General features: G+C 64.3%; 16 protein-coding genes. 7 read left to right on the forward strand and 9 right to left on the reverse strand.

All coding sequences use genetic code 11. The features are described from left to right. Window positions 1-92: transposase domain-containing protein (locus QO033_RS25355; protein WP_456107298.1), on the forward strand; the 92-nt coding region annotated here is incomplete at its 5' end. A gap of 91 nt (window positions 93-183) precedes the next feature. Here the strand turns inward: QO033_RS25355 and QO033_RS12180 are convergent. Both QO033_RS12180 and QO033_RS12185 read right to left on the reverse strand, forming a co-directional pair. Then, window positions 184-1,248, reverse strand: a complete 1,065-nt coding sequence (locus tag QO033_RS12180; protein WP_284481254.1) for a DUF262 domain-containing protein — start codon at window positions 1,246-1,248, stop codon at window positions 184-186. A gap of 354 nt (window positions 1,249-1,602) precedes the next feature. After that, complete coding sequence (locus QO033_RS12185) at window positions 1,603-2,607, reverse strand: hypothetical protein (RefSeq protein ID WP_284481255.1); 1,005 nt, start codon at window positions 2,605-2,607, stop codon at window positions 1,603-1,605. 120 nt (window positions 2,608-2,727) lie between these two features. Between QO033_RS12185 and QO033_RS12190 the strand changes: the two genes are divergently transcribed. The 4 genes from QO033_RS12190 to preA all read left to right on the forward strand — a co-directional run bounded on the left by QO033_RS12190 (window position 2,728) and on the right by preA (window position 7,472). After that, entirely contained in the window at window positions 2,728-3,387 is a 660-nt protein-coding gene (locus tag QO033_RS12190) for a hypothetical protein (protein ID WP_284481256.1), read from the forward strand. A gap of 157 nt (window positions 3,388-3,544) precedes the next feature. After that, entirely contained in the window at window positions 3,545-4,882 is a 1,338-nt protein-coding gene (locus tag QO033_RS12195) for an NAD(P)-dependent oxidoreductase (RefSeq protein ID WP_284481257.1), read from the forward strand. Between the two features lie 55 nt (window positions 4,883-4,937). Further along, window positions 4,938-6,164 (forward strand): glycosyltransferase, encoded by a 1,227-nt coding sequence (locus tag QO033_RS12200; protein ID WP_284481258.1) that lies wholly within the window; start codon window positions 4,938-4,940, stop codon window positions 6,162-6,164. After that, entirely contained in the window at window positions 6,165-7,472 is a 1,308-nt protein-coding gene (gene preA, locus QO033_RS12205) for an NAD-dependent dihydropyrimidine dehydrogenase subunit PreA (protein WP_284481259.1), read from the forward strand. Between the two features lie 175 nt (window positions 7,473-7,647). Here preA and QO033_RS12210 read toward each other — a convergent pair whose 3' ends face one another. From QO033_RS12210 to QO033_RS12225, 4 genes are all read right to left on the reverse strand, one after another. After that, window positions 7,648-8,859, reverse strand: a complete 1,212-nt coding sequence (locus QO033_RS12210) for a multidrug effflux MFS transporter (RefSeq protein ID WP_284481260.1) — start codon at window positions 8,857-8,859, stop codon at window positions 7,648-7,650. A gap of 76 nt (window positions 8,860-8,935) precedes the next feature. Beyond that, window positions 8,936-9,325, reverse strand: a complete 390-nt coding sequence (locus QO033_RS12215) for a potassium channel family protein (protein ID WP_284481261.1) — start codon at window positions 9,323-9,325, stop codon at window positions 8,936-8,938. Next, on the reverse strand, window positions 9,325-10,014 hold the full coding sequence (locus tag QO033_RS12220) for a DsbA family oxidoreductase (RefSeq protein ID WP_284481262.1): 690 nt from the start codon (window positions 10,012-10,014) through the stop codon (window positions 9,325-9,327). Before QO033_RS12220 ends, QO033_RS12215 begins: the two co-directional genes overlap by 1 nt. Continuing rightward, window positions 10,011-11,540 (reverse strand): class I adenylate-forming enzyme family protein, encoded by a 1,530-nt coding sequence (locus tag QO033_RS12225; protein WP_284481263.1) that lies wholly within the window; start codon window positions 11,538-11,540, stop codon window positions 10,011-10,013. Before QO033_RS12225 ends, QO033_RS12220 begins: the two co-directional genes overlap by 4 nt. 65 nt (window positions 11,541-11,605) lie before the next feature. On the opposite strand from QO033_RS12225, the gene QO033_RS12230 reads away from it, so the two are divergent. Next, the gene (locus tag QO033_RS12230) at window positions 11,606-12,229 is read left to right on the forward strand and encodes a helix-turn-helix domain-containing protein (protein ID WP_284481264.1); all 624 of its coding nucleotides are present in this window, start codon (window positions 11,606-11,608) and stop codon (window positions 12,227-12,229) included. A gap of 99 nt (window positions 12,230-12,328) precedes the next feature. Here QO033_RS12230 and QO033_RS12235 read toward each other — a convergent pair whose 3' ends face one another. The 3 genes from QO033_RS12235 to QO033_RS12245 form a co-directional block, all read right to left on the reverse strand. After that, window positions 12,329-14,116: an extracellular solute-binding protein gene (locus QO033_RS12235; RefSeq protein WP_284481265.1), complete on the reverse strand. Its 1,788-nt coding sequence runs from the start codon at window positions 14,114-14,116 to the stop codon at window positions 12,329-12,331. A gap of 325 nt (window positions 14,117-14,441) precedes the next feature. Continuing rightward, window positions 14,442-14,927: a hypothetical protein gene (locus QO033_RS12240; protein ID WP_284481266.1), complete on the reverse strand. Its 486-nt coding sequence runs from the start codon at window positions 14,925-14,927 to the stop codon at window positions 14,442-14,444. A gap of 47 nt (window positions 14,928-14,974) precedes the next feature. Then, window positions 14,975-15,262, reverse strand: a complete 288-nt coding sequence (locus QO033_RS12245; protein ID WP_284481267.1) for a sll1863 family stress response protein — start codon at window positions 15,260-15,262, stop codon at window positions 14,975-14,977. Between the two features lie 310 nt (window positions 15,263-15,572). On the opposite strand from QO033_RS12245, the gene QO033_RS12250 reads away from it, so the two are divergent. Then, on the forward strand, window positions 15,573-16,346 hold the full coding sequence (locus tag QO033_RS12250) for a 3-hydroxybutyrate dehydrogenase (RefSeq protein ID WP_284481268.1): 774 nt from the start codon (window positions 15,573-15,575) through the stop codon (window positions 16,344-16,346). Window positions 16,347-16,364 lie beyond the last annotated feature (18 nt).

Genomic DNA, 16,364 nt, shown 5'->3' on the forward strand with positions numbered 1-16,364 from the left:
ATCTCAAGACCACCCTCGAGGCCATCGCCGCCGGCCATCCGCAAGGCCGCATCGACGAACTTCTCCCGTGGAACTTCAAGCCGTCAAGCTGAACCTGAGGTGGGATGCAGCCGCCGCTTACATTCATCTCATCAACTAAAGAGTTGATCCTAGAAAAGTGCTCTCGAAGCTCATCCGGCAGCATTAGATAATCTGCTTTGCTATCTCTATTCTTTTTTGAACCATGAGGGTGTCAGTGGTTCCGCCTGTTATCCGCTCGAGGAATGCCGCATTATTCAAGAGGGCTTCATAACCCACTTTAAGCCTAGTTCCGTCAATCGAGGGGTCTTCGAGCAAGGTTACCATCACGGCTTCTAGAACGGCGGAGTTTATCACGCCCTTTGGTCGAAATGGCTTGGGGATATTAATATTTACAAGCGCCGCAACGACTGGGAAGCGTTCGAAGAACTCCAGATCAGAATCAGATTCAAAATCTCTATTCTGCTTCATGAACTTATTCAAATGGCTAAGCATTGGCTTCTCGTACTCAGTCCACCTGTGATAAAGGGACAAAAGGCGCAAAACTAGCTCTACATCTTTCTGGTTTTTATCTGGCTTCTTCAAGCCAAGGATGTTTTGCCAGTCCTCATTCTCATTGAGCTCCCAAAGCCGGTCAACGATTTCACCTCGATACACGGCGTTTCTGATTTCTTGTGGTTTAAGCTGCGTTCCACCCGTGTTGAGCCTTTCGAAAATATGGAAAACGCTATCGCCGCTGCCGCTTGGTGTTAGCTGGCGGATATTAATTGCCCTCAAGGTGGAGTTTCTTAGTTTTCGTTGATATTTAGGGGGGAGATCATCAAACCGCTTCCCGTTAAATTCCGATCTCTCGGACAACCCTTTGAGGCGGAATACTTTTCGGTTTCCTTTGTCATCGGGCTCCCCGAAATACCCCTCAATAAAATACTTGACTGACATCAGTCTTTGCTGGCCATCTATGACCTCAAGCTCCCCCTCATCATTCTCGTAAAGAAAAACTTGCGGAACAGGAAGTCCCATCAGGAAAGACTCAATCAGTCTTGATGATTGCTCAATCTTCCAGACGAATTTTCTCTGGTAGAATGGAACGACGATGTCGCCGCGTTCAATTTGCGAAGATAGAAGTTCCAAAGATGGGTCTGATGGAGCAACGGAGATATCGAATTCAACATATGGCTGATCATCATTTTCTTCGACTACTTCGAGAAGTGCGTCATCTTCCTCAGCCACTATTCACCTCAAAAGTGCATTTCATAAGGATTGCCTCTCGCTGAAGGTAAGACTTTATGTGGGACACATGCAAGCCCCCTCGCGGAGCGCCTATACACGCATGTATGCGAAGTAGTGGGTGTCAAGAGAAGTAGCTAGGCTGCGTCTTCGACAAGGCGGCTCGCCCGGCGCATCTGGCCAACGTCCGCTTCGTTGCGCGGTGCTGCCGTTCGTGCAGGACGCAGCGAACTTCCGCTCCCCGCCCTTCGTTCTAGTGCGACTTGCCTTTCCGAATTGAGCATTCTGGCCCGAGAAGCGATGGAAACACGCCCTCATGCGGTTATCCCCGAAGCGGATGCCCCGTCCCGAAAGCCGTCACCGCATCCAGAACCCGTTCGCCTTGATCCTGTTGCGGATCGCCTGTTCCTTGCGGGGCAGGTTGTCCCGGTCGAACAGCGCCCGCACCTTGGTGCCGCGGCCCTGATAGATCAGCCGCTTGATCGGTTCGTATTGCTTCAGCACCTTCTTGATCCGGTTCGGTGCCGTGACCGTTTCCAGCACCTCGACCACCCGGTCGCTTTCGCGGGCGTAGAGCAGTGGGAACAGCCTGTAGTGGCAGCTGACCGACCCGTCGAGATAGCCCTGCGGCAGCGCATCGCGGCTGCCGCCGAAGGAATGGATCACCAGCGGCAGCGCCACCTGGTCCAGCCAGGGATCTAGGCTCTGGCCGGCCAGTTCCACCGGCGGATCGTCGCGGATCGACAGCGCGTATTCGCGGAACCTCTCCCCGAACAGCCTGGGGCAGCGGTAATAGAACCAGCCGGCGTTGAAATAGAGATAGCGCTCCCAGTATTCGTCCGGCTGGTTGAGGTCGAGGCTGCTGTCGAAATCCAGCCCGAAGCGGTCGTAGAGCGATTTCCAGATACCGCCGTAGCCGGGGCCATAGAGCGTCGGTTCGGGCCAGGTGCCCTCACGCCGCAGCGAGGCGGCGGGGCGGTCGAAATCGAAGGGCACATCGGCAAGCTCGCCGGTGATCAGCGTGTCGGTGTCGAAGAAGACGAAGGGTTCGCCCGCGGGCAGGGCGGCCAGCGCCTCGATCTTGTTGCCCTGGGGATAGCTCTCGCCGAAGGCGCGGCATTCGAATGGCAGGATCTCGGCCCCGAGGTCGTCCAGCGCCTGCAGCACCGGGGCGTTGCGGATGGCCGGATCGCCGGACCACAGCGGCCCGGGTTGCGGCACCGCGACGAACAGGCGACCGGCGAAGCCTGGGCTCATCGCCCGCAGCGCGGCGGCGAACAGCACCGCCTCATATTGCAGCCGGCCGGACTGGCCGACGATCAGAATATTGAACCCTTGGCGGGATGCGGGATTATTTGCCATAGTTTTTCCTGCCGCGCCGGTATTTCTGCGGCGACTGCCTGTTTTGACTATAGGGGGTGAGGGCGTCTCCCTAAACCCCGCAAACGCATGATTTTGAGGTCGGATTTCGGGAGGATCACGATGTTGGACATTATTCTGTTTCTGGTTGCCGCCGCCGCGCAGGCGGCGGGGCAGGACGTGCCCCCGCCACGGGCGAGCGCCGTCCCCGGGATCGCGCCCCCGAGCTTTCTGGCGATCGATGTCGCACAGGCCCCCGCATCTGTGGCGCCCCCCAGTTTCCTGAGCCCGACGCCCGCCCAGAGCGCGCAGGGAGAGGCGCCGCCCAGCTTCCTCGCCCCGGCGCCGGCGCAGCAGGGAGCCACGGCGCCACCGGTATTCCTCGCCCCAGATCCGTCGGGGCTGGTGGCGGAGCCGCAGGTGCCCAGCGGCCAGTTCACCACCGCGGTGGAGGTCAAGCCGATCCTGACCTTGACCCGGGCGAATTGGGTGGCGCTGCGCGCATATGACGGGCAGGATCTTCTCTATCTGACCCAATTGCTGTCCTGGCGCTGCGGCCTCCTGCAGATCCGGCTGGGGATCAACGGCGGACCGCTGCAGGTCTTTCCGCTGCCGCCCTGCCATCTGGACACCGCCGCGCCCAATGCGGTGACAGACGGCGACGGGCCGATCTACCTCAGCTATCCGCTCGGCGCGGTGCAGAGCGTCGAGGTCGAACTGACCTATGACGATCTGACCACCGACCGCGCTGGTTTCCCGCGGTCCAGCGTGCTGATGCCCTGATCGGCGCCCCGCGTCGGGGTCTGTCGCGACCGCCTGCCTGTTTTAGCAGCAGCTCGCCGGAGAGGCTGCATTTTTCTGCCCGCCGGCAAATTTTACCAATTGATAAAAAATATGGCTGTGTCAGTCTGACCAAAAGATCAAAACAGGGAGACACCCAATGGCGAATGGCCATCAGGCATCCGGGGTCGTGGCGCAGCGCCTGGCGCCCGAGGAGATTGCCGCCAATTTTTCCGATCTGCACGCGCCGCTGGCGCCGCATGAGGCCGCTGTGGCAGCGGACCGGTGCTATTTCTGCTATGACGCGCCCTGCGTGACCGCCTGTCCGACCGACATCGATATCCCGATGTTCATCCGTCAGATCCAGACCGGCCACCCGGAAGCGGCGGCGAAGACGATCTTCGATCAGAACATCCTGGGAGGCATGTGCGCCCGGGTCTGCCCGACCGAGACCCTGTGTGAACAATCCTGCGTGCGCGAAACTGCCGAGGGCAACCCGGTGGAGATCGGCCGACTGCAGCGCTATGCCACCGATCAGCTGATGGCTGCGGAGGTGCATCCCTTCTCCCGCGCGGCGGCGACCGGCAAGACCGTGGCGGTGGTAGGTGCGGGGCCGGCAGGGCTCTCCTGTGCGCATCGTCTGGCGATGCTGGGCCATGACGTCACCGTCTTCGATGCCCGCCCCAAGGCCGGTGGCCTGAACGAATATGGCATCGCCGCTTACAAGAGCACCGAGGATTTTGCCGCGAAAGAGGTGGAGTGGCTGCTGAAGATCGGCGGCATCACGCTGGAGGCCGGCAAATCGCTGGGGGCGGAACTGACGCTCGCCGCGCTGCAGGCCGACTACGACGCGGTGTTCCTCTCCATTGGTCTGGCCGGGGTCAATGCATTGCGCCTGGCGCAGGAGGAGATGCCCGGTGTTCTGGACGCGGTGGCCTTTATCGCCGAGCTGCGCCAGGCCGAAGACAAGGGCGCGCTGCCGGTGGGGCGCAATGTGGTGGTGATCGGTGGCGGCATGACCGCGATCGACGTCGCGGTGCAGGCGAAACTTCTGGGGGCGGAGAATGTCACCATCGCCTATCGCCGCGACCGCGCCGCGATGCCGGCCAGCCGGTTCGAACAGGATCTGGCCGCCAGCCACGGGGTCAAGCTGATGTTCAACGTGATGCCGACGGCGATCCTGGGCGATGGCGCGGTGACCGGGATCGAGCTGGAATACACCCGTATTCACGACGGCCGGGTCACCGGCACCGGCGAAAAGCTGACGCTGGCGGCGGATCAGATCTTCAAGGCCATCGGCCAGACGCTGGAAGGCGTGCCCGAAGGTCTCGCCATCGTCGGGGGCAAGCTGGCGGTGACCGGGCCGGGCCGCACCAGTCTGGACGGGGTCTGGGCCGGCGGCGACTGCGCCAGCGGTGGTGAGGATTTGACCGTTACCGCCGTTGCCGAAGGCCGCGATGCGGCGATGGATATCCATTCGACGCTGACTTCATGCTAGGTTTCCGCGGGGGGAAGCTGTTCCCCCGCTCTGGACCTGCACGGGAGACTGCATCTTGGAGACCATTTTTCTGACGCTGGGGGCGCCCTTTTTTCGCCATGAGGGCCGGCTTTTCATCGAAGCGCAGACCGCAAGCGGTCTGAAGGCCTGGCAACGGGAATTCTCCAGGGTGATCACCTGCTCGATCTGCCACGCCGGCCCGCCGCCGGCGGGCTGGATCGATGCCGAGACGGGGGGGCTTGTCCTGCCGGAATATGAACTGATCGAACTGCCGGATGGCTATCGCATGCCGACCTATGTCAAAACCAGACCGCAGGTGAAAGCGCTGCTGCGCGACGCGCTCCGGCGTGCCGATTATAGGCTGTTCGCCATTGGCGGCTGGATCGGCGACTGGGGCATCTTCGGCGCCCGGCTGGCCGCGGCAGAGGGGCTGTCGCATGGCATCTGGTTCGACCGGGTGGAATCTCAGGTCTTTGCCACCACCCATGACGGCTCTCTCAAGGGCCGGCTGCGGGCCTGGCTGAAATCCCGCATCACCGCCGTGCGCGAGGACGAGGTCCTGGCCAAGGCCGATCTGGCCTTGCTGCACGGGCAGACCGTCTTCGACCAGTTCCGGGACAAGACCCGCAACCCGCAGATCGTCGAGGATATCCATCTCGAGGAAAGCGACCGCATCCCGGCGGAGGCGCTGCAGCGCAAGCTCTCCGGCGCGGCGACGGATGTGCTGAGGATCCGCTATGTCGGGCGGGCCGACCGGATGAAGGGCGGGCTGCTGTGGGTTCAGGCGCTGGAGGCGCTGGCCCGCGCCGGTGTGCCGTTCGAGGCCGAATGGGCCGGGGACGGGCCGCAGCTGGAGGAGATGCGCCAGCAGGTGGGGCAGGCGGGGTTGGCGGACCGGGTGGTGTTCCACGGTTTCGTCTCCGACCGCCAGAAGGTCCTGGAGATCCTGCGCGGCGCCCATGTCCTGATGTTCTGCCACATGACGGATGAATCCCCCCGTAACCTGATCGAAGCGCTGCACGCCGCGACGCCGTTGGTCGGGTTCCGGGATACCTATGCCCAGCGGCTCGTTTCCGAACGGGGCGCGGGATGTCTGGTCGACCGCGGCGATGCGGAGGCGCTGGCCCGGGCTGTGGCCAGTCTGAATGCCGACCGCGCCGCGCTGCGCGACCTGATCGAAAAGGCCAGCCAATCGGGCCGGCACCTGACGCGAAGCCAGGTCTTCGCGGATCGGGCAAGAATTGTCAGGGACAACCTGGGATATCGAAGGGAGGCCGCATAGATGGCTGATTTGACGACAGAATTTCTGGGCATCAAGAGCCCCAACCCGTTCTGGCTGGCCTCGGCGCCGCCGACTGACAAGGAATATAACGTGCGCCGCGCCTATGAGGCCGGCTGGGGCGGCGTGGTATGGAAGACGCTCGGCGCCGAAGGGCCGCCGGTGGTCAATGTGAACGGCCCGCGCTATGGCGCCATCTACGGCGCCGACCGCCGCCTGCTGGGGCTGAACAACATCGAGCTGATCACCGACCGGCCCTTGCAGACCAATCTGGAGGAAATCACCCGGGTCAAGAAGGACTATCCCGACCGGGCGCTGATCGTGTCGATCATGGTCCCCTGCGACGAGGAGAGCTGGAAGGCGATCCTGCCGATGGTCGAGGCCACCGGCGCCGACGGGATCGAGCTGAACTTCGGCTGTCCGCATGGCATGGCGGAACGCGGCATGGGCTCGGCCGTCGGTCAGGTGCCGGAGTACATCACCATGGTGACGGAGTGGTGCAAACAGTATTACTCCAAACCGGTGATCGTGAAGCTGACGCCGAATATCACCGATATCCGCCGCCCGGCGCAGGCGGCCTTCGCCGGCAATGCCGATGCGGTGTCACTGATCAACACGATCAACTCGATCACCTCGGTCAACCTGGACATGATGTCGCCGGAACCGATGATCGACGGCAAGGGCACCCATGGCGGCTATTGCGGCCCGGCGGTGAAACCCATCGCGCTGAACATGGTGGCAGAGATCGCCCGCGATCCGGTCACCCATGGCAAGCCGATCAGCGCCATTGGCGGCATCACCACCTGGCGCGACGCGGCGGAGTTCATGGTGATGGGTGCCGGCAACGTACAGGTCTGCACCGCTGCCATGACCTATGGGTTCCGCGTGGTGCAGGAGATGATCTCTGGCCTCAGCCAGTGGATGGATGAGAAGGGATATACCTCCACCGCCGATTTCATCGGTGCCGCCGTTCCCAATGTGGTGGACTGGAAGGACCTGAACCTCAATTACATCTCCAAGGCCAAGATCGACCAGGACGCCTGCATCAAGTGTGGCCGCTGCTATGCAGCCTGCGAGGACACCAGCCACCAGGCAATCTGGATGAAGGAAGACCGGGTGTTCGAGGTCAACGATGCCGAATGCGTCGCCTGCAACCTCTGCGTCGATGTCTGCCCGATCGAAGGCTGCATCACCATGGAGCGGGTGGCCCCGGGCCAGGTGGACCTGCGCACGGGCAAGGTGGTCGAGGAGGAATATGCCAACTGGACCATGCACCCCAACAACCCGATGGCGGTGCAGGCGGCAGAGTAAGCCCGTTCGCAATGGAACCGCAAACGCGCAGGTCTCGGCCTGCGCGTTTTGTTTTGTATCAGTGTGTTAAGGGTGATTCATGATGTGTCGCGCAAGGCGGGAGCCGGCTGGGCGGCGAGGCATTCACTGAACCTTATGCATGAGGATGTTGGTTTAGTGAGCTGTATTTTATTGACTATTGTTCCTGTCGCCGTTCCAGCCGGCCCATGATCAGCATCAGCCCGAAGGCGATGGCGGAGAAGATCAGCACACCGGCGGTCATCGGCCGCAGCGTGCCGTCGAAGACCATGCCCACCGGTGTCGAGAGCACCGCCGCCCCGACCGTCGACAGTGCCCCCATGATCGAGGCCGCCATGCCGGCGATATGGCCCATCGGTTCCATCGCGATGGCGTTGAGGTTACCCATCAGCATGCCGCCGAAGAAGAACACCACCGTCTGCCACAGCACGAAGCCCCAGAACAGGATACGCGGATGCATCCCGGAGAGCGCGGCGATGACCAGCATCACCAGCGTCATCGCGATCTGCGCCGCCAGCGCCCAGGTGACGATGCGGCGCATGCCCACGCGCACCACGATGGCCGCGTTCAGCAGGCTGGCGGAACCGGAAAACAGCGCGATGGCCCCGAAGTAGATCGGGAAGTTCTCGGCCTCGCCGAAGATGACGTCATAGGCCGGTTGCACCGTCAGGATCATCACGAACATCGACGCGAGGCAGAGGGTCTGCACCAGGATCGACAGCCGCACGGTGGGATGTCCGGCCATCTCCCTCAGGGCCGCGATCATCAGTGGCAGCCGCATCGGCCGGCGGTTTTCCGGCGCCAGCGTCTCGGGCAGCCGCAGCCCCAGCCAGAACACCGAGATCAGCGAAAACAGGATGAAGGCCAGGAAGATGCCGCGCCAGCCGGTCAGCGCGATGATGCCCTGACCCATCAGCGGTGCGAAGGCGGGGAAGATGGTGAAGATCATCATCGCGAAGGAGACCGTCTTGGCCATCTCGCGCCCGGAATAGAGATCGCGCACCACCGCCAGCGCCACCACCCGGGGGCCGGCGGCGCCGATCCCCTGCAGCAGCCGCGCCGCCAGAACCACCTCGAGACTGTCGCTCCACCACGCCAGCGCGGCGGCGACGATATAGGTTGCGGCTCCGGCCAGGATCACCGGCTTGCGGCCGAAGGCATCTGACAGCGGCCCGGTGAAAAAGGTCCCGGCCCCCATGCCCAGCACGAAGGCGCTGATCAGCATCTGCGCCCGGTTGACGTTTTCCGGGCTCAGCTCACGGCCGATTTCCGGCAGCGCCGGCAGCATGGAATCGATCGAAAAGGCGATGGTGGCGAACATCATTGCGATCAGCGCAATGAATTCGGGGCGCGACATATGCGTTTTCATGGGAGCTCCAGGTTACGGAGCGCCGGTATCATGTGTCGGGGGCAAGCGCCAGACGCGACGGGCCGTCAGCCCGGGCTCATTCCGCGGGCGCGTGGTGCGGGCGCTGCTCCCGTGGGCGATCGTCCTCGTTGGCGATCGGGCCTTCCTCGATCTCCTCGTCGTGACGATGGCCGAGACGGGCGATCAGCCACTCGGTCTCCTCCTCGCGCTTGCGCATGTTGTAGAGCGCGAATTGCTGGATCGCGACGGCAAAGACGCCGAGACCGAAGAAGATCAGGAACGTGGTGCCGAGCTTGCCCAGCAGGGTCACCGGCACCAGGTTGCCGTAGCCCACGGTCGAAATCGTGACGACGGTGAAGAAATAGCTGTCGATCCAGCTCCAGCCCTCGACGTAGCGAAAGAACAGCGTGCCGAGCGTCAAAATGAACACGACACTGTAGATCACTGTCAAAGGCTTGAAATTCATCACTGCGCGAGCTGCTCCCCGATCTCCTCAATCACCTTTTGCCACAATTCAGCCGGCTGTGCACCCGGTACGGCATGTTTGCCGGCGACGATGAAGGTCGGCACCGAGTTCACCCCCATCTCGCGGCTGTGGGCATCGCGGGCGCGGATCGCGTCGCAATCGGCATCGGAGGCCAGCAGCTTGCGCACCACGGAGGCATCCATGCCGACGCTGTCGGCGATATCGCTCAGCACCTCGCGGTCGCCGATATCGCGCCCATCGGTGAAATAGGCGGTGAACAGCGCCTCGGCGGTCTCGTACTGGCAGCCCTCGATCCCGGCCCAATGCACCAGCCGGTGGGCATCCAGCGTGTTGGGGGTGCGGGTCATCGCGTCGAAGTTGATCGGCAGCCCCAGCGCCTCGGCCCGCTCGACGATCGGGGCATAGGCCTGAACCGCGCGCTCCTTGCCGCCGAATTTCGCCTCCAGATAGCTGCGCCGGTCCATGCCGCCGGCCGGCATCTCCGGGTTCAGCTGAAACGGGTGCAGTTCGATCACGAAAGGGTGGTCCGGCACTGCCGCCAGCGCCCGGTCCAGCTGCGCCTTGCCGATATAGCACCAGGGGCAGATCGGGTCCCACAGGATATCGAGCTTGACCCGCTGCGGGGTCGTGTCTTCGGCGACGGGGTCTTGCTGGGGCGCGGTGGTCATGCGGGCGGCGGGCTCCGGTCGGGGTAATAGGCCGGCAGCGCCCGGCGCAGAAGCTTGCCATTGGCGCCGGTCGGCAGGCTGGGCAGATGCACAAAGGCGCGCGGCTGTTTGTAGCGCGCCAGGCGGTCCCCGATATAGGCATGCAGATCGTCTTCGTCCAGTGCCGCGGGGCCGGCGTAGAAGGCGACAATCACCGTGGTGCCGGGTTTCACCTCCACCTCGGCAGCACCGACCTGGTCGATCCCGGGATAGGCGGCGAGGGCGCTTTCCACCTCGACCGGAGAGACCCGATAGCCGCCGGCATTCATCATGTCGTCGTTGCGGCCGAGATAGGTGATCTCTCCATCCACCGCCATGGCGCCCTGATCGCCGGTCAGGAACCAGTCGCCATGGATACGGGCTGCGCTTTCCTCGGGCGCGTTCAGATAGCCCAGCATCAGCCCGGGATCGGCGCGGTGGATGGCGATGGTGCCGGGCTCGCCCTGTGGCACCGGCTGGTCGTCGGGGCCCAGGATGGCGATGCGGCGGCCCACCTGCGGCCGTCCCAGCGCCGCCCCCCGCGCCGGATGGGTCGGGCTGGAGGAGATGAAGGTCGAACATTCCGACATGCCATAGGCCTCGTGCAGTTCGGTCCCGGTCAGGGCGGTCCACTGCCGGTGCAGATCGGGAGAGAGCTTTTCCCCGGCGCTGAGCCCGTGGCGCAGGTGCGGCAGAGTCAATGTCTCGCGCCCGCGCAGCATGCGGCGATAGACACCGGGCGCGGCGGCGAAGAGGGTGGCGCGATGGGCGGCGAGGATCTCGGGCAGGCGGTCGATCTCGGTTCCCGGCTCGGGGATCAGGGCGGTGGCGCCGATGGTCCAGGGGTCCATCAGCCCGGTGCCCAGCGTATAGGTCCAGTTGAAGGCGCCGGCATGGCACAGCCGGTCCTCGGCACGCAGCCCGTACCAGCCCCCGACCATCATCTGCCGCGCCCAGATGGCGCGATGGGCGTGGGCGACGGCGCGCGGATTGCCCGAGGTGCCGGAGGTATAGACGATATAGGCGAGCCGCTCCGGATCGCCCATGTCCCAGTCGCAGGGCGGCAGATCGCGCATCGCCGCCAGTTCCTCCAGCCCGATCTGGTCCGGGTGACCGGCGCAGGCGATCGCGGGATCGCGCAGCACCGCCGCCGGTGCCAGATCGTCGATCATCTTCTGCGTCTCGGGCGCGGTCAGCTGCGACGAGGTCGGCACCGGCACCAGACCCACGGCCATGGCGCCGAGATAGGCGATCGGGAATTCCACCGAATTGCCCAGCCGCATCAGCAGGATCTGCCCCGGTTGCAGGCCGCGCTCCAACAGTCCGGTGCCGGTGCCGCGCACCGCCTGGGCCAGCCGGGCATAGCTCCAGTCGTCCGATCCGCCTGGACGCAGGACCGATAGGGCGATCTTCTCCGGCAGGGCTTCGGCCTGCCGCAGCACGAAGGCGGCCAGATTGAACGGGGCGGGGCAGGGCGGCGGCGGCCCCTGATCAAAGATGGAAAGCATGGGCTATCGCTAGCCTGCCTCGGGGCGCGTTGCAAGCGACCCCCGGCGCGCTTATAGAAGCGGCCATGACAGCCCGGGACCCGAAATCCATCATCCGTATCGCTCGCAGCGGCGAACCCGAGATCGCGGCCGAACCGCTCGATCTCGGCGCACGGGTGCGCGATCTGCGCAAGGCGCGCAACTGGACGCTGGAACAGGCCGCCACTCAGGCCGGGCTGGCGCGCTCGACGTTGTCGAAGATCGAGAACGGCCAGATGTCACCGACCTATGAGGCGCTGAAGAAGCTCGCCGTCGGGCTGGAAATCTCGGTGCCGCAGCTCTTCACCCCGCCGCAGAAGGATCAGGTCAACGGCCGCATGGCGCTGACCCGCTCGGGCGAGGGGGCGGATTATGCCACCGCCACCTATGAGCACGAACTGCTGGCCGAGACGCTGACCAAGAAGCAGATGCTGCCCTATCGCGCCCGGGTGCGCGCCCGCAGCATGGAGGAGTTCGACGGCTGGGTCCGCCATGACGGCGAGGAATTCCTCTATGTGCTGACCGGCGTCATCATGCTCTACACCGAATTCTACGAACCGATCGAGATGCGCCGCGGCGACAGCGCCTATTACGACGCCAGCATGGGCCATAACGTGGTCTCGGTCAGCGAGGAGGATGCCACCATCCTCTGGGTCACCTCGCTGGTCTGAGCCTCAGAGCCCGCCCGGCGTCTTCCCCGCCCAAATACTCTTGCCGAAGGCACGCGTCGGCGGCGCGTCCCTTCCATTGCCGGGTCCGGGCGCGGCGGTTCAGTCGTCCTGCCACCACCAGACATCGGGCATGTATTCCACCCCGTCGCCATAGATCGGCAGCCGGTCGGCGGGGTAGCGCATCTGCCGCACATGGGCGATGCGGCTGACGTCATAGGCCCAGATCGGGATCACGTAGCGCCCGGCCATCAGCACCCGGTCGAGCGCGCGGGTGGCGGCGGTGAAATCCTCGGAGGTCTCCGAGGTCAGCATCGCGTCGATCATCGCGTCGACGGCCGGAGAGGCAACCCCCATGAGGTTGCGGGTGCCCTGCTGCCCGGCGCCGGCGCTGCCCCAGTAGAGCCGCTGTTCGTTGCCCGGCGACAGCGACAGATCGCGGCGGAAACTGGTCATGTCGAAATCCAGCGCCGCGGTGCGGGTGGTGTATTGGGCGTCGTCCACCGTCTCAACCTGCATTGCGATCCCCAGCCGTTTCAGCGCCCGGTCATAAAGGTCGGCGACGCGCTGCATCTCGCTGTCGGCCTGGCGCAGCAGCAGGCTAAAGCGGAACGGCCGGCCGTCGGCGTCGCGCAGCTCACCGTCCTGTACCTGCCAGCCCGCGTCCGCCAGCAGCGCCACCGCCCGCCGCAGGCTGGCGCGGTTGCGCGCCGTGCCATCGCCCTGGGGCAGGCTGTAGCCCTCCAGCGCGCCGGGCGGCAGCTGGTCCGCGAAGGGCGTCAGCAACGCCCTGACGCGGCCTTCCGCCGGCCCGGGATGCATCGCCAGCACCGAGTTGGAGAAATAGGAGGTGATACGCGGCTGCGCCCCGCCGGTCATGGTGTCGTTGATATAGTCGAAGTTGAAGGCCTCGATCAGCGCCTGCCGCACCCGCCAGTCGGCGAAGGGCCGGTGCCGGCTGTTCATCACCAGGCCGGTCATGCCCGAGGGGCGCTGGTTCGGGATCACCGATTTGACCACATCGCCCCGGGCGACGGCGGGGAAATCGTACTGGCTTTGCCATTTCTCTGCGTTGAACTCCCGCACCGCCGACAGTGCCCCGGCCTTGAACGCCTCGAACAACACGGTGCCGTCGCCGTAGAATTCGATCCGCATTTCATCGAAATTCCGGGTGCCGCGGCGCAGCGGCAGATCCTTGCCCCAGTAATCGGGATTGCGGCGGAAGCTGACATAGCGGCCCGGCTCGAAATCCGAGATCACATAGGCGCCGGTGCCGATCGGGATGTCGGTGAGGCCCGAGGCGGTGAAATCCTTGCCCTCCCATTGCGCTTTTTTCAGGATCGGCCGCATTCCGGCGATCAGCGCCAGTTCGCGGTCCTTGCTGGTGAAGCTCAGCCGCAGGCTGCGCGGCCCGGTCTGCTCGATACGGGCGACCTGGCTCCAGAACCCGCGATAGCGCAGGTGCCCCTCGGTCCCCAGCGTCCGGTAGGACCAGATCACATCCTCGACCGTCACCGGGCTGCCGTCGGAGAACCGCGCCTCCGGCCGCAGGGTGAATTCCACCCAGGAGCGGTCCGGTGCGGTCTCGACCGATTCGGCCAGAAGGCCGTAGAGCGTGAAGGGTTCGTCCTGCGACCGGCCCATCAGGGACTCGTAGCTCCAGAACCGCATCTGCCAGGGCGCCGTGCCTTTCTGAACGAAGGGGTTCAGGGAATCGAAGCCGCCGGTATTGCCGAACACCACCTTTCCGCCCTTGGGCGCATCGGGGTTGGCATAGGGCAGGGCCACAAAATCCGGTGGCAGCGCCGGGTCACCATACATAGCTATGCCATGGCTCGGCGCGGCGGCACCGGCGGTGGCGGTGAAAAACAGGGTGATTCCGCAAATCATCCCGCGAATGCGAAGGAATGGGCTTGGCCGCACCTTGGAAACAATCCTGCTCTGGTCGTTATCATTGGCGGCAGGCTACTTGCGGATTCTCGTGATATCAAACTTTTAGCTTGGAGAACTGCGGCAGATTGCTTATAAAGACCTCACTGCTCGATAGGTTTCTTGCCTGTATGAAACCTGCCTCAATAACTTAACGCCCGCTTCGCGCGGGCGTTTTTTTTGGGCGAAAATCTCCTGTCGAAACGCGAGCGGGGCAGGTCCGACGGACCCGCCCCTGAGTGCGATTTAACCATAAGACAAAGGGTCTCCGCCCTTTGCGGCGGGGTTACTTCGGCGAGTCCGCCTCCGGTGCCGGGCCTTCGTCGTTCCACAGGTCGCGCAGCGAGTCATATGCCTCGGCAAAGCCTTGCTTCAGATCGTCCCAGGCCGAATCTGCCCCCGATTCCAGGGCGCCGTAGCGCTCGCTCAGCCGGTAGCGGGCCGCCTGCAGCTGTTGCAGCCCCTCCCGCGCCTTGTCCCGCGCAGCCTCGCTCATGTCGCTCCAGCCGTCGCGCAGGGCGTCCTGACGGCGGTCGATTTCGGCGTCGAGCCGTGTCATCGCCTCGCGGGCGGCGGCCAACGCCTCGTCGCGCTGCTCGGCGCTGTAATCGCCGATGGCGGCAAAGGCCTCGGAAATCTCCTGGCGCACCTCCTGCGAGGTGGTGGTGTCGGCTTGCGGCGCGCTGTCGGCGGCAAGACCGAGGGAGGGCACCGCCAGGGCGGTGGCGATAAGGGCGGCGCGGGCGGTCGGGGCGATGGAAAAACGGGTCATCATGGTCTCCTTTGATCGGGAAAGCGTCGGGGCGATCGGGCGCGGGATCAGTGAAAACGGTCTGCGGCCTGCCGCAGCGCGCCGCTCATCTGATCCCATGCGCTGTCCAGCCCGTCGCGGATATCCTCCCAGGCCGCGCCGCTGCTGTCGCGCAGGCGGGCGATCTGCTGGTCGATCTCGCGGCGCTTGCTGCGGGCCTCATCCAGGGCCTGTTGCGCCTCGATGCGCGCGTCGGCTTCCGCTTCCTCAACTCTGGCGCCCAAACGGGCGATTTCGGCGTCGATTTGTTTCAGGCGGGCCTGAGCCTTGTCGATATATGCCGTGCGATCCGTCATCGGTTTCGCGTCGAACCTCCTTTGTGGTTTCGGATGCCGGCAGAGGTAAGACCGATCGCCGTTGTCGCAACGGGCCCGGTGCGGCGGGGGCGGCGACCCGCGGGATCCTGCCGGAATGGACGAAACCGCTTGGCGAAAACCGGCCGAGCGGGCGCACAATCGCGTGACCGGGGTTGGTTGGGGGCCGGTTGGGGCGGGGTGGGCGCTCGCGCGTCTGTCACGCCGGCTCACGTCTTTTGGCGTTCCTTTCGCACATGCAGCGTGGCAGACTACATCCGACTGCGAGAACCACCAAGAAAGAGGGCATGTTATGTCGCTGACCGGAAAAACCGCTATCGTCACCGGATCGAACTCGGGCATCGGGCTGGGAATCGCCTGGGAGCTGGCCCGGGCCGGCGCCGATGTGGTGCTGAACTCCTTCACCGACAGCGAAGAGGATCACGCGCTGGCCGCTGAAATGGCGGCAGAGACCGGGGTGAGTGTGCGCTATATCCAAGCCGATATGTCGAAGGGCGAGGACTGCCGGGCGCTGATCGAGAAAGCCGGCCGCTGCGATATCCTGGTGAACAACGCCGGTATCCAGCATGTGGCGCCGATTGACGATTTCCCGGTCGACAAGTGGAATGCGATCATCGCGATCAACCTGAATTCCGCCTTCCACACCATGGCGGCGGCGTTGCCGATGATGCGCGCGGCCGGCTGGGGCCGGATCGTCAACATCGCCTCGGCGCACGGGCTGACCGCCTCGCCCTACAAAGCGGCCTATGTGGCGGCCAAGCACGGCATCGTCGGCATGACCAAGACCGTGGCGCTGGAAACCGCGCAGGAGCCGATCACCTGCAACGCCATCTGCCCGGGCTACGTGTTGACCCCGCTGGTTGAGGCGCAAATCCCCGACACCATGAAGGAATACAACATGAGCCGGGAAGACGTGATCAAGAACGTCATGCTGGAGCGTCAGCCCAGCAAGGAATTCGCCACCGTGGAGCAGCTGGGCGGCACCGCCGTCTTCCTCTGCTCGGACGCGGCGGCACAGATCACCGGCACCACCATCTCGGTCGACGGCGGCTGGACCGCGCTTTGACCGCACCGAACGCCGGCC

This window comes from Pseudodonghicola flavimaris, from assembly GCF_030164425.1.
Taxonomy (GTDB): domain Bacteria; phylum Pseudomonadota; class Alphaproteobacteria; order Rhodobacterales; family Rhodobacteraceae; genus Pseudodonghicola; species Pseudodonghicola flavimaris.